At 65.0% G+C, this 13158-nt stretch carries 15 protein-coding genes; 11 read left to right on the plus strand and 4 right to left on the minus strand.

The features are described 5' to 3' along the window. The first annotated feature begins 68 nt into the window (after window positions 1-68). Window positions 69-827 carry a DeoR/GlpR family DNA-binding transcription regulator gene (locus BKA25_RS10680; protein ID WP_069850173.1) on the plus strand — a complete coding sequence of 253 codons (759 nt, stop codon included), beginning with the start codon at window positions 69-71 and terminating at the stop codon, window positions 825-827. Then, entirely contained in the window at window positions 824-2176 is a 1353-nt protein-coding gene (locus tag BKA25_RS10685; protein WP_069850171.1) for an MFS transporter, read from the plus strand. The genes BKA25_RS10680 and BKA25_RS10685 overlap by 4 nt, the downstream gene beginning before the upstream one ends. Before the next feature lie 127 nt (window positions 2177-2303). Here the strand turns inward: BKA25_RS10685 and BKA25_RS10690 are convergent, their stop codons facing one another. After that, complete coding sequence (locus tag BKA25_RS10690; RefSeq protein ID WP_069853787.1) at window positions 2304-4679, minus strand: helix-turn-helix domain-containing protein; 2376 nt, start codon at window positions 4677-4679, stop codon at window positions 2304-2306. 333 nt (window positions 4680-5012) lie between these two features. On the opposite strand from BKA25_RS10690, the gene BKA25_RS10695 reads away from it, so the two are divergent. The 3 genes from BKA25_RS10695 to BKA25_RS10705 all read left to right on the plus strand — a co-directional run bounded on the left by BKA25_RS10695 (window position 5013) and on the right by BKA25_RS10705 (window position 8277). Continuing rightward, a complete protein-coding gene (locus BKA25_RS10695) occupies window positions 5013-6131 on the plus strand; it encodes an alpha/beta hydrolase (RefSeq protein WP_084643115.1) in 1119 nt (372 codons plus the stop codon). A gap of 18 nt (window positions 6132-6149) precedes the next feature. Next, window positions 6150-6470 (plus strand): hypothetical protein, encoded by a 321-nt coding sequence (locus tag BKA25_RS10700; RefSeq protein WP_069850169.1) that lies wholly within the window; start codon window positions 6150-6152, stop codon window positions 6468-6470. Window positions 6471-7422: 952 nt separating this feature from the next. Beyond that, window positions 7423-8277, plus strand: a complete 855-nt coding sequence (locus BKA25_RS10705) for a discoidin domain-containing protein (RefSeq protein WP_069850167.1) — start codon at window positions 7423-7425, stop codon at window positions 8275-8277. 107 nt (window positions 8278-8384) lie between these two features. Here the strand turns inward: BKA25_RS10705 and BKA25_RS10710 are convergent, their stop codons facing one another. Then, a complete protein-coding gene (locus tag BKA25_RS10710) occupies window positions 8385-8792 on the minus strand; it encodes a hypothetical protein (protein ID WP_069850165.1) in 408 nt (135 codons plus the stop codon). 470 nt (window positions 8793-9262) lie between these two features. On the opposite strand from BKA25_RS10710, the gene BKA25_RS28610 reads away from it, so the two are divergent. From BKA25_RS28610 to BKA25_RS10725, 3 genes are all read left to right on the plus strand, one after another. Then, window positions 9263-9643, plus strand: coding sequence for a peptidase inhibitor family I36 protein (locus BKA25_RS28610; RefSeq protein WP_084643702.1), 381 nt, complete (start codon window positions 9263-9265; stop codon window positions 9641-9643). A 178-nt stretch (window positions 9644-9821) separates the two neighbouring features. Beyond that, on the plus strand, window positions 9822-9998 hold the full coding sequence (locus BKA25_RS28615) for a type I-E CRISPR-associated protein Cas6/Cse3/CasE (protein ID WP_216637733.1): 177 nt from the start codon (window positions 9822-9824) through the stop codon (window positions 9996-9998). A 295-nt stretch (window positions 9999-10293) separates the two neighbouring features. After that, on the plus strand, window positions 10294-10485 hold the full coding sequence (locus BKA25_RS10725) for a hypothetical protein (RefSeq protein WP_069850164.1): 192 nt from the start codon (window positions 10294-10296) through the stop codon (window positions 10483-10485). A gap of 115 nt (window positions 10486-10600) precedes the next feature. On the opposite strand, the gene BKA25_RS10730 is transcribed toward BKA25_RS10725, so the two are convergent. Both BKA25_RS10730 and BKA25_RS10735 read right to left on the minus strand, forming a co-directional pair. Next, window positions 10601-10855, minus strand: coding sequence for a hypothetical protein (locus BKA25_RS10730; RefSeq protein ID WP_069850162.1), 255 nt, complete (start codon window positions 10853-10855; stop codon window positions 10601-10603). Then, window positions 10852-11304, minus strand: coding sequence for a hypothetical protein (locus tag BKA25_RS10735; RefSeq protein ID WP_157421128.1), 453 nt, complete (start codon window positions 11302-11304; stop codon window positions 10852-10854). The genes BKA25_RS10730 and BKA25_RS10735 overlap by 4 nt, the downstream gene beginning before the upstream one ends. Before the next feature lie 341 nt (window positions 11305-11645). Here BKA25_RS10735 and BKA25_RS10740 point away from each other — a divergent pair, with 341 nt between their 5' ends. From BKA25_RS10740 to BKA25_RS10750, 3 genes are read left to right on the plus strand one after another with little or no spacing between them, the layout of a single operon-like run. Continuing rightward, a complete protein-coding gene (locus BKA25_RS10740; RefSeq protein ID WP_069850158.1) occupies window positions 11646-12488 on the plus strand; it encodes a helix-turn-helix domain-containing protein in 843 nt (280 codons plus the stop codon). After that, the gene (locus BKA25_RS10745; RefSeq protein ID WP_069850156.1) at window positions 12485-12682 is read left to right on the plus strand and encodes a DUF397 domain-containing protein; all 198 of its coding nucleotides are present in this window, start codon (window positions 12485-12487) and stop codon (window positions 12680-12682) included. The genes BKA25_RS10740 and BKA25_RS10745 overlap by 4 nt, the downstream gene beginning before the upstream one ends. A gap of 44 nt (window positions 12683-12726) precedes the next feature. Beyond that, window positions 12727-12915: a DUF397 domain-containing protein gene (locus tag BKA25_RS10750; RefSeq protein WP_084643111.1), complete on the plus strand. Its 189-nt coding sequence runs from the start codon at window positions 12727-12729 to the stop codon at window positions 12913-12915. Window positions 12916-13158 lie beyond the last annotated feature (243 nt).

A 13158-nucleotide genomic window follows, 5' to 3' on the forward strand; every position in this document is an offset into this window, starting at 1 on the left:
GTCCATCCGGATTTGCCCGAATGGACAGAATCATTGAGCGTTCATGCAAGATCTTGTACGTTTCAACGATGGACGTCGGTGAGCGGTTACGCAGGATCGAGCAGATCGTCGCCGCCGAGGAGACGGTGACGGTGGCGGACCTGGCCGACCGGTTCGTCACCTCGGAGGCGACTATCCGACGCGGGCTGATCGAACTGGATCGCAAGGGTGTGCTGCGTCGGGTGCACGGCGGTGCGAAACGCCTACGGTTACGCGGGTCGGAGGTGTCCTTCGCGAGCCGGGCTGCCACCAACATCGAGGCCAAGACGCGGATCGCGGCCGAGGTGGTCCGCAGGCTCACCGCCAACGAAGCCGTCCTGCTCGATAGTGGCACGACCTGCGTCGAGATCGCCCGGTCGATCGGCGACCTGCCGTTGCGGGTGATGCCGTTGTCACTGACCTCGGCCTCGGTACTCGCCGAAGCGGACAACGTCCGGCTCACCACGCCCGGCGGCGATGTGCGGCCAGGGGAGCGGTCCTTCGTCGGGCCGCTGACCGAGTTGTGTATCCGACGCCTGCGCTTCGACACAGTGATCGTCTCCGGGTGCGGCGTCTCACTGACCAATGGCGTCACCGCTTACGACATCGGAGACGCGACCGTGAAGATGACCGCCATCGACTGCGCCGACCGCGCGATCCTGGTCTGCGACAGCTCCAAATGGGACAAGACCGCAGTTGCCTGGGTGGCGCACCTGCGGTCCTTCGACATGGTGATCACCGACCGCAGACTGAGTGCCGACGAGCTGGCCTTCTTCAAGCAGCACGGCGTCGAAGCGGTGATCGTGTGAGCGAAGCGAACGCGAAGGTCGACCCCCGCCTGCGGCGAGCCCGCCTGTCGGTGTTCGGGGTGTTCATCGCCAACGGATTCCTGTTATCGATGTGGGTCGTCAACATCCCCGCCGTGCAGGCACGTACCGATGTCAGCCACGGCACCCTGGGCGCGTTATTGCTGGTATTGGGCGCGGGTGCGCTGCTAGGCATGCAGATCGCCGGTCCGTTGTCCGACCGGATCGGCTCGAAGCTCACCGTCATCGGTGCGCTCGCCGCGCTGTCCATCGCTGTCACCTTTCCCGGGTTCGCAGTCGATGCGGTGTCGCTGGGCGCCGGACTCTTCCTGTTCGGCATGTTCAACGGGGCGGTGGACGTGGCGATGAACGCGCACGCCGCCGCCGTCGAGTGCGCCTACCGGCGGCCGATCATGTCGGCGTTCCATGCCCTGTTCTCGATCGGCGGGGTTGCGGGTGCCCTGCTGGGCGCGGGACTCATCGGCGCAGGGGTGCCGCTGCCGGGCATCCTCCTCGGCGCAGCGGCACTGGGAGCGCTGTTGCTCGCGGGCTCGACCCCCGGAATGCTGTCGCGCGCTGCGGAGACGGCCGCCGCGACACCTGCCCAGACCGAACCTGCGCAGATCGAGGAGCAGCCGACTGCGGCCCCCGGCGCCGATTCGCCGAACACAGCCACCGCACCACAGCCGAGTAGGTCGAAACGGGTCGGACTGTCCAAGACCGGCTGGATGCTCGGGGTGACCGCCTTCCTGCTGATGTTGACCGAGGGCGTCGCCAACGACTGGAGCGCCCTGCAGATCGCGAACCACCTGGACGCGCCGGAATCCTTGGCCGCCCTCGGCTATGCGGCGTTCTCGGTGACGATGACGGCAGGCAGGCTCGCCGCCGACTGGATCGTGGTGCGCATCGGCCCGGTCGCGGTGGTGCGCTACGGCGCGTTGATCGGGGCGCTCGGCTTGGCGATCATCACCACCTCCGGCTGGCTCTGGTTGACCTTGGCGGGATGGGCGATCCTCGGCATCGGTCTCTCCGGCTGTGTGCCGCAGATCTTCACCGCGGCCGGAAACCTGCGATCCGGCGCGCGGGGCATGAACATGTCCCGCGTGGTGGGCATGGGTTACATCGGGCTGCTGTCCGGCCCAGCGCTCGTCGGGTGGATCGCCGAGTACACGACCTTGAACACGGCGCTGCTCGCACCGCTGTTGTTCTGCCTGGCGGTGCCGATGTTGGCGGTGAGCCTGCGCCCCGACGCGGATGGTCCGCCGTCCGCCAGCGCGCTTCCCGCCGAATCAGCGGCGTTGGACAAGTCAGCGGGGAGAGCACCCGAGGCAGAGGCGCAGCCGCGCGACTGAACGGCCTACTCGCCACTCGATGCGCCCGTCGCAACGGGCTATCGGATCAAGACCGATCGCGCTGGGTGTTCCACACGCCACGACCCCGGTGCAGCGCGGGATTCTCGCCTGCGCTCGCTCGCCCGGCTCAAGACCGCGCGATCGATCGGGAGGCCGATTCGGTGGCGCCAAGCAAGGTTCGTCGGGCATGTTCACGCAGGCAGTAGGCCTGAAGCCGGGCATGGCGGAACTGATAGACCGAACCGGTATGCCGAAGAACTCCCCGCCGATGGGCATCCTCGAGGAAGGCGATGATCGACCACGGCAGCCGTCCGGTCAGCGGCAGCCAGACCCGAGCGAGGATCAGCCACTGACCCCAGGCGGTGAAGGTGGCGGCATAACACGACGCTCCCACCAGGCCACCGACCACGCCCATGCCGAAGCCGGCTGCGACATTCCAGGAATAACCGGGGAAGAAGGTGATAGTCAACGGCGCCATCGCGTTGAGGGACACCGTCAGTAGCGGGACCAGCACCAGGATCCGATTCTGGACCGCCTCGCGATTCGCCACGAGCATGGCGCGCGCCTTCGTTGCGACGCTCAGGTCCACCGGGCGTTCCATGGCCAGGACAAGACCGAGCACCACACCACCGGCAAGGCTGAAGGTGAGCCCCAGATGGGTCGGAAGGACCACGGTGGTCTGCATCAGCGTTGCCAGCGCAGATGTTCCGTCGGACAGGACGTTGCGTACCAATAGCAGTGCCCAGCCGTAGCCAACACCGATCAGGAAGCCGATGATCATTCCGCCGCCCACCCGGATGGCGATATCCGGAGCGGCACGCATCAACCCGGCCCAGCTGCGTCCGGACATGCCCAGGCGGACCCGAGACGGTGTGACCTCGATGCGCAAGACCATGGTGACAGCGGCATAGACCAGCCCGAAGCCAAGACCGACCACCAGCCCGACGGTCACCCCGTCGAACAACGCCAACAGCAGCATGTCACCGAGACCGAGCGCATTGACTCCGATGAATGCCGTGATCAAGAAATCCATCGTGCCGGACAGGATCATCGTCGCCACGATCACCCCCAACACCCTGACCGCCGGGCTCAAAGCCTTCGGGAACTGCCACCACGCCAGGTTCGGTGTGCCCAGCCGATCCAGATGGTTTGCCAGGTGACCGAACCAACGCTGCACCCGATCAGGCGTCCAGCTTGGCCGGGAGTTGCCCGGGCGAGCTCGATAGGCATTGGGGATGAAGCCCGTGACGAGATGTTCCTCGATGGACTCGGCGCTGGGGAACCGGTCGGCATCCAACAGCGCCGCCGGGTCCTTGCCCGGGTCGCCGCTGTAGATGGCACTGGCGAGCGCCACCATGAGCGGGGTGCGCAGTGCCGAGGCGAGCGCTGCGTTCTCGGGGCGTTCCGGGTTCTCCCGTAGCTCGGCCAACAGCCGGCCCCACGGGGAGTCGGCTTTCGTGGTGTGTCGATCGTTGGGGAGGTGGTCGATGAGATCGTCCGGGCTGAGGTCCTCCAAATGGATTGCGGCGGCATGCAAGAGCTCGTGGTCTGCCTTCGTCACCGCCGCGACGTACTCGTCGCGCCTACTGGTCAACAGCATCGGTAACCGGGCGAAACTGAGTTCCTGCATCGCAGGGACGCGAAGGCGCTCATGGATCTCGTCGAACCCATCGAGCACCGGCAGGATCCGATCGGCTTCGACGAGGGCGGCCGCGAGCGAGGTGCCGGCGCCCGAATCCGCGATCAGGCCGGGATCGTCGTGAAGCAGACACTCGACCATCCATTCGCGCAGGGTGATGCGCTGTGGATTCCACGACCCGAGGCTGAAGATCACCGGCACCGGGTCGTCGGTCGCCGGCGCGCGTAGATAGTCGAGGACGAACCGAATCGTCAGAATCGTCTTGCCCGCCCCGGCACCACCCAACACGACGAGCCTGCCCGAGGGAATCCGCCGATAGGTATCGACGATGTCGCTCAACTCACCGGCCAGATCGCCCAGCGCTTCGCCTACGGGGTCGTCGGGACCCCCGGCGGCCCGTCGACCGGTGAAATCGGTGGGAAGCGGTCGCCAACGCACCGGCAGTGGCGTCGGATTATGGATACGGTGCCGTTCCTCTTCCCGCTGCCAGCGGGACCGCACCAGTAACCGTAAGCGGTCCGCAGCGTCGTCCAAGGTCTGCTGCAATGCTGATCGAGGCGCGGCTCGGTCCCCGGCTTCCGACCTTGTGGACGCCGACGGTTCGTACGGAGCCGTCCACGGCTGCCCGTCTGCCGTGGGGACATCGGGCAGCTCCGTCGCGGCAGACAACAGAGCGCGATGTTCCTCCGGGGTGGTGTTCAACGCCACCGCGAGCAGCCGGATCGTCTCCGGTCGGGCACTGCGGGTGCGCCCGGTCTCGACCCTGCGGATCGTGCGCACGCTGATCCCGGAGCGGGCCTCCAACTCTTCCTGAGTGATACCGGCTCGCGCGCGTGCCGCTCGAAGCAGCGGGCCCAATTCCATCGTCACCGAGTGACCTTCCCCGAGGCGCCGGGTTATCCCGTCGACTGTAACGAGAATCGATCTTCGACGTACCCGAGCGTCGCGAATCCGCGGCTTCCAGAGATGGCTCCTCGCCCTAAGCCGAAACGGAAGCCCTGAGCGGAATGGGCCCGGCGATCCCACGGCAGTTCGCCAGGAAGCGGGTCGTGGCTCGACTGCGGATCGCGCGGCGCCGATTCCCGGTGGTGCCTCGGTGTCCGGTGCTACCGGACACCGATGGCCGGTTGCTGTCCTGGTGCGCTGACCAGGGTGAATCCACGCTATTCGGTAGATCGACCAACCGAAGGGATTCTCATGAACACCCTCCTGACAGGACACCGAACCTCGGCGGTGGCCTTGATGACCGCCACACTCCTCACGCTTTCGTTGGCGCCCGCCACGGCGGAATCCCTCGTCGCGACGGCGGATGCCGCAACGCAGACGGCCGACCAGCCGCCGAGTATCGAGGACGGTTTCGGCCTCACCGTCGTGTCCGAACCGAGCTGGGTCGACGAGACACAGCGCACCTTCACGTTCTCCGTCGCCGCCGAACAGGTTCCGACCCCGACGTTGCTGCCCGGTCAGAAACCCGGTGAGCACGCCATCACGGTGACGCTGCCCGAGGACTACGACCCCGGCGGCGCGCGTCGCTATCCCGTCCTCTACTCCTTGCATGGCTACGGTGATCGCCCGGACAACCCGGTGAACCAGCTGTTGGCCGAGCGGAGCACCGAGGGCACCCCGTTGATCACCGTGCAGCCCAACGGTGGTCGTAGCTGGTACGCGAATTGGCTGAACCCTCGCGAACTCGGCCCGCAGAACTGGCAGGACTTCCACCTCGATGGCGTGCTGCCGCTGATCGACGCGAATCTGCCCACCGACGCCACCAAGCAGGGCCGGGCGATCATCGGACACTCGATGGGCGGCTTCGGCGCCTTCCGCTACGCCCGCCAGCGACCCGAGCTCTTCTCGGCGGTCGGCAGCATGTCCGGCGGGCTGGATCTGCTCGACCAAGAACAACGCGCGGCGGTGGTCGCCAGCCTGGTCACCTCGGTGGGTGGGCTGCCCACCGCTTCTGCAGACTCGATCTTCGGACTGCCGATCTGGCCTGTCGACGAGGTGTGGAACGCCGAGAGCCCGGCACAGCACGTTGCCGAACTCCGAGGCATGGACATCGCGATGTACGTCGGTAACGGCGGCAACCTCACCGTCGACCCCGTGCAGGCGATCGTGGAGAACCGCGCCCGCGAGACGAACCTGGTGACCGCGGCCAATCTCACCGCCGCAGGCATTCCTTTCGAGTTCGTCGACTACGGCGACGGCTCCGACTGGGCTCCGGGCTGTACCGGCAAGCACGCCCAGGTGAGTTGCCTGCAGGCCGATCTCGACCACTTCGTCGAGTCGGTGCTGCATCACCGACCGGGATCGCGCTGACAGACAAGGGGGATAGTGATGTCCGGTTCGTATCGATACCGCTGTGGTGAGTGCGACCACCGTACGCCGTGGCTCGGGGAATCCGAGGGTGAGCAGCGACATCTCGATCACTACATCGAGCGGCATCCGGGGGTCTTGCCCGGCGGCACGACGGAATACAACCCCTACCGGGGTCCGTCCAGTGGGCGGGGCGGTTGTGTAGGCCCGATCGGCGCGATCTTCCTGGTCATCATGTTGCTCGCCACCTGTGACGACCAGATGAGCGCCTCCGGTGGGGGTACCCCGGACGGCTCGACCATCGTGCGGGAACAGCTCGACGCGAGCGGAGCAGACTGGTGAACTCCGCGCGGCGGGCCCGCCGAACCGCCCCAGCCGAACAACGCCTGGATTCCGGCCGGTCTCCACCGGAACCGGACCGGACGGCAGGTCGCTTTCCGCGCACCTGACCGCGTGCCGAGGCCGCAGGCCTGGCATTTCGCCGAGAGATCGGCGCACTGGGGGTGTGTGGGCCCGGTCGAACGGAGTGGGATCCGTTCGGCCGGGCCCTGCCCGGTTTCTCCCCGTACTCATGGCAGCGCGGGCCTCGCGCTGAGCGCAACGCAGCGGGGCGGCGGGTGGTCGGATGGTCGTCGGGAAAGTCGGTGCAGTCATACTTGGTAAGACGGTTGAGCGGGCCCAAATGTGAGATGCCATGACGGTGCGTCCCCGAATCGGGTGAGTGGGGACGGAAGCTCTCGATTCGGCCGGTATGTGACTGCTCATCGGAGGAACAGGCCTCAGAATCATCCGATCGGCGGATTCCCGACTCTGTGGCGTGCTGATCATCGCCGCCGATTCCGGTGTGATTCAGCGACAGTATCCGCAATAGTGGAGAAGATGTCATCTTCTCGCGTTGTCACGCAATGCGCTGGTCCACTGTGTGCTCATCGAGCATCTTGGCCGGTTTCGAAGTGGCTCAGGATGTCGATCGAAACACCGGCGGCCTGAGGAATGGCCTGCAGGTCAGCGGGTGATCCTAGTAGCGCTGGCCGAGGTGGGTCGCCCGGCTCGACGGCGGTAGGGGCCGACGCGAAACAGTGATCGTCTGTCGAGATCGACACGGAATGTGTCGATCAAGCGGGTTTCGCGAGTTCTTGACCGAGGTGGATCCCGAGCAATAGCCTCGTTTTCCGTGCTCCGGTCAACAATTCTGGTCGGCGGAAGCCAGGAAAAGCGACCGGGTGTGGGTTGACCGCAGTCGCCGGAATAGTTCCGGTGCTCGACGGACCCGTCAGAACTCGGAGGTCACCGCATGCAGCGTTCTGTCGTCCTCGGTGTCGCCACCTCGGTCACTCTGATCGGTCTGTTACTGATGGATCCCGCGCGGCGTCCGAACGGGTCGGGCTCGATCGCCCTCACCGCAACACCCGGCCGAGTTCAGGTCGTCGGGCTGGAGTGTCTCCCCACCCCAGTGGATATCGGGATGACCAATACCGGAACGACCGGTCGCGACGTGGAAGCGGAGCTCACCGCCGCCGAGCCGATCGACCTCGGCCGTCGGACGATCTCCTCGTGGCTGCCCGGGCGCCAACCGGGCCACACCGTGCGCACCCCGCTCTGGCTGACGGTGCCCCGGGATGCGGAGCCCGGCGACTACGACGTGACAGTGCGGGTGGATAGAACCCGGTTGACCGTGCCGGTGGAGATCCTTCCCCTGCCCGACATGGACAAGGGCGACAATCTCGCCCTCGGCGAGGCAGCGGCCGCCTCCTCGACCCGCGAGGGTTTCCGGGCCTGTGGAGCCGTGGACGGCGACACCGACTCGACGAGCTGGCGGATCGGTACCGGCTGGACCGACGGCACCCGAGGAGAGTTCCCCGACGATTACACGGTCACCCTGCCGGGACCCACCTCCATCGGCCGCGTGACGCTGTACACCCTGGACACCGAGCGGAGACCTGCTGCGGACGTTGGGTTGCGCGATTGGGACGTCCTGGTCCGGATCGACGGCGAGTGGACGACCGTTGCCGAGGTGCGGGGCAATGAACGGCGCCGAGTCGACTCGCGGTTCGACACTGTGCGCGGCGACGCGGTGCGAATCGTGGCGCTGGACTCCAACGATCACGCAAATTCGCGGATCGTCGAACTGGAGGTCTACGCGGCCTGAGCCGCTAGCCATGGTCGAAGTGCCGTAGGGCATCGTTGGCGAGGCGTTGGATCGAGTATGTCGGCGCCCTTCCCCTCAAGAGCACCGACATACGCTCCGAGATCGGTTTAGAAGGCGACCTTCCCGACGTTTCCGGTCCTGTTGCCCTTGATCTGAACCCGGAAATCAGTGCCGTCGAGTACGTCGGTGGCGATCACGTGCCAACCGCCGCCGAGTTTGACGGTCTTGGCGTTGTTGCAGGCACCGGTCCGTCGGAAACAGACTATGGCGCTGACGCTGTCGGAACCCTGATCAAGACGAAGGTTGATGTCGTTGCACCGGGAGGTCGTGCGGTAGTAACCGGTGGAAGAAGGGAGATGGATTCCCATGGTCTTGTAGCTGACCGCACCGCCATAACACGACTGGAGAGCTCGTGACCGGTCGACTGTCTCGGTAGCGGCGCTGGCGGTAGCCGTTCCGACAACCATGAGCAACACGGCCATCACAACGGCGGCGAACTTACGCAGCACAGACATGTGGATCTCCCCCTCGGAGACTTTCGTGGACGGGCCTCATTGAAGCGAGCATGACCCGGACCATCGGCGGGAATGCCAGCCGTATCACCCGAATGAAGTAGCAAGAACGAGAAAGCGTCACGTTTCGCCCGATGTGTCCGTCAACGGCGGCTCAATGGCCGCCATCTGCCTTCCAGGTGGCTGTAGTCGCAACTGGGATCGTGCTGATCAAGTGCGGCAGAAGATTAACGGCGCCGCATTCCGGCCTAGTCGGTCGTGCCTATTGTGAAATAGTTGCAATGCTTCGCAAGTATTTCTGAATGCGCAAATTTGGGTCAGCGCTATGTGTTGACTCTGTGAAGGTAAAGTGGGTAGATTCCGGCGTGTTGCATTGCAAAGTGCAACCCACGGGGGTCGTATTGGATTTCAATGAAGGGGGAACCATGCGTTTTCGTGCCGCTTTTCTTGCCGTGATCACTGCCATTGCAGCAATGCTGCTAGCCTCTCCTGTCGGCCTCGCTCAAACAGAATCCCACGCGGTCGCTGAACCTGTCGCAGCGGTGCAGCCTGCGATCGACGACATCTCGACCAGGGCATACTCGGATTGCGCTAGCGGCTATGCGTGCTTCTGGACTGGCAGTGGTGGTGCCGGAAATCGATGTGCGTGGTCGTCGAACTCCAGTAATGCGAGTGCATGCTCATGGAGTTCTACGACAAATGTGCGGTCAATCTACAATCGCACGAGTAGTGCAATCATCTACTACACCGGTACCAATTACACGAACCGAATCGGGTGCACGCGACCGGGCGTGTCCGGTAATTTGGCGGGCAACTACAAGGTGCGCTCCCTTCAGTTCGTGGCGAGCTGCTGATCTGGCGCAGTGAGATTGATTCCAGTGAGTGTAGGACTAACATAAACTGGAACCTGCGCCTGTTCGAGTACCGTGCTGCCCCGTCGATCGACTGCGGTCGGTCGACGGGGCGGTGGAAATTGGAGCCGCCCGTCTTGGTGGTTGAGTCGTTCCGCTGCCTGCTGCGCTGGCCACCTCGTTGGACATCGCGCGTGGCGAACGTAGTCGGGACAAACACATCGTTCGTCATGCGCGGACGCTGTTCGAGGGCACTGCGGTCATCGCCGATGTCGAGTTGTTGCGGCAGCGCCTGATCGAGGGCCGGGCCTATGGCTGCGGCCTATTTTCCATCTCGCCGACACCCGGTCGATCGTGAACCTGGGTCGATGACCGGGTAACACCCGTCCACTCCCGGCGACCCATAACGACCGCAGCAGGCAGGGCACGCAGGGGGCGCCGCTGGCCGAGGTGAGGTGTTCGAGGTCGTCGTCGACGGTGAAGCTGCGGCCGCATAGGGAGATCAGCGGGCCGGAGGCCGTGGTTATGGCGGGGACGATGTGGACATCGATGGCGCCTCGGCTTCGGACGAACAATCTGACGGGCGCCGAGGGGACGGACGTGGCTTCTTCCGCAGGCGCTAGGACGGCACGGCATTCGGGGCAGTCGGCGGCGTGGGTCGCGGGGATTCCTGGCAGGACCTCGGTCGGTGGCGGGCCGATGGTGATCGGGAGTCCACAGAGAGCCTTCAGCCGGTCGCCGGGCTTCGGTATGGGTTGGCCTGCGTCGACGAACACCTGATGGCGGTCGAGAAACAGGCCGACCGGCGGGCACACGTCCTGTTCGATGAGCAGCGGTTGGTCTGAGATGTGGTCGGTCATCGGCGGGATCGCAGTTCGGCGAGTAGGTAGGGGCGGACGCGCGCGGCGGGAAGCCTGCGCACACCTCCGACGAGCCGCAGCGTGGTGATCGTGCGGCCGGTCATCGCACGGCCGCCAGATGACGGCGTCCGGCGTGGATCAGGTGAAGACGCGCGGGTTCGGTGGTGAGGCAGGTCGAGCAACTCTGGTTGTCGTAGTAGGGCAGGGCGATGGGCTGCCGGTTGAGCGCCGTGAACAGCGCCGTGGGATCGCACAGCGGGCGGATATGTGCTCGACCATCACGGGTCCAGTGTTCGGTGCGGGCGCGGTGCGTGTCGCCCTCGGCGACGGTGCGGACGAACCAATGAGCGGTCATCGGGAACCGCCTCCCGCTGCGGCGACGTCGAGCGGATTGCGGCCGGTGGCCAGCGCATGCGCGTATTTGAGTGCCCAACTGAGTTCGGGCACGCGGTCGGGGTGGACGGACCAGCGGCCCAGCGGTCCGAACCGGTTATCGATGGCGAGGACGGCGCCGCCGTCGCCGGGGTCCGACACCGAGAATTCTCGATCCTGGAGGCCGGTTCCGAGGGCGGGGACCGTCACCGAACGACGATGGCGATAACGCAAGCCTTCGCAGGCCTCCGCTGCGGCGGCTGCGGTGATGGCGGCCAGAATCGGTGTGCGGTCGGGGAGATGACCCTCCACCAGGACGTGTTGTCGGGCGCGGTTGCAGCTGACCGTCACCCACATCGACCGGGGCGGATCGCTGCGGAACGTGGCCGGAATCCAGTCCGACCAGCCTGCGGGATCACGAAAAGACCTCAAGGGGAAACCTCCCAGTTTCCGAGTAGGTGGTTCGGCGCGGAGCCCGCCTCGACCGCACAGCGGGCCAGGATCGTCAGGACCGGTATTGAGCCGGTGTGGGCGTTCCTGCGATGTGGGCGGACAGAGTTCGGCCTTGGCGATCGATATCCCCAGAGAGCCAACGGGACACCCACGCCAACCAATGACAAGCCGAGGAGGAGTAGCGCGATCACGGTGTGCTGCAGCCCGAGTCGCACGAGAAGTTACCGATCATTGCCAAAGTATCGATCTCTGGTAACTCTGGTAACAATGCCACGATCGGGCGAACTGATCCATCGTGCGGATCCGATTACGCTGCGCGAATGGTTGTGACACCCAAGGGGCAGGCGCTCGGGCGTGAGATGAAGAACGTGCGTGAGCGGGTTGGGGCGACTGCGCGAGCCATCGCGGAACAGATGGGTGTCAGTACGGCCACCATCAGCAGATGGGAAAGCGGCAACCGCTCGCCTAGGCCTGAGGACGTTGCTAGTTACCTGACCGCTCTAAGGGCGCCAAACGGGGTACGTAACGAACTCATCGACATGGCGCGTGACACCGAAGGCAGGCAGTGGCTCGCAGTCGGTTACCCGGAACAGGGGCATGCGTTGGCGGCGCTGCTTGAGGCCGAGCGCGACGCGACGCACATCGTGAGTGTCTCGCCGCTGATCATTCCGGGATTGTTGCAGACGGTTGACTACGCTAGGTCGATCATCGGTGCGGGCGGTGTGCCTGCCGAAGAGGTTGAGATCAGAGTCAAGACGCGTGTCGGTCGGCGCTCAGTGCTGACTGGACGGAACGCACCCGCGTTTCTGGCGCTTCTCGGTGAGGCTGCGCTTCGTAGGTTGGTGGGCGGCCCACAAGTGCAGAGTGACCAGCTTCGAGTGCTGCTTGAAATCAGCCGGTTGCCATCAGTCGATCTTCGGGTCATCCCTTTCACAGCGCCATGGAGCCCGGACATGGAAGGCTTGTACGACTGGTTCGCCTTCCGCGATCGCGACCCGGTGGTCCATGTGGAAAACCGTCGATCCGCGCTGGTCTTCCATGATCGGGACGACGTGGCTCCGTATGAGGCTGCGACAGATACCGTCATGCGAGTAGCGATGAGTTCAGCCAGGACGAGCGAACTCATCCTTGATGTCATATCGGAGCTGGAGGCGACACCATGACGCGACTGTTAGAACACGCGACCTGGCGGAAGGCTAGACGCTCTCAGAACACCAGTGCGTGCATCGAGGTCGGTCAGGCTCCTGGCCTCATCGGCATCCGCGACACCAAGGATCGCGCTGGCGGAACGCTCGTGGTCGACCGCGTTACCTTCGGCGCGTTTCTGGCTGCGGTGAAGAGCAACAGAGTCGGCTGAGGCTGTTCGCTCCTCTGAAGAGCTTTCTAGGCATGGAGTAGGACGTGTTGGCCCTAGGAAACTGGCGGAAATCGACGCGATCTCAGACTGCAACGGCATGCATCGAGGTCGGTCAGGCTCCCGGCCACGTCGGCATCCGCGACACCAAGGATCGCGCTGGCGGGACGCTCGTGGTCGACCGAGTCGCCTTCGGTGCCTTCCTGACTGCAGTGAAGGCCGACCGGCTTGGCTGATCCTCGGCTTCCCCGCCGAGCGGGCCCGATGGCCCGGAAGTCTGTCTGGTGGCCGCCGCCGGAGTCAGCTCGGCGGCGGCCACGCTCACCCGTGTCTCCTGGAACGCATCGCGCTGCCTAGTACCGGCTCGACCGCAGCGCCCGACATTCGACGAAGGTGAAGTTTCCTTTCGTTAGTCGGCACGTCCGAAATTCCGTTGCATTTCGCCCGATATCGCTCCCGAATCATGTCGACTGGCGACC

Source organism: Actinoalloteichus hymeniacidonis (genome assembly GCF_014203365.1).
Taxonomy (GTDB): domain Bacteria; phylum Actinomycetota; class Actinomycetes; order Mycobacteriales; family Pseudonocardiaceae; genus Actinoalloteichus_A; species Actinoalloteichus_A hymeniacidonis.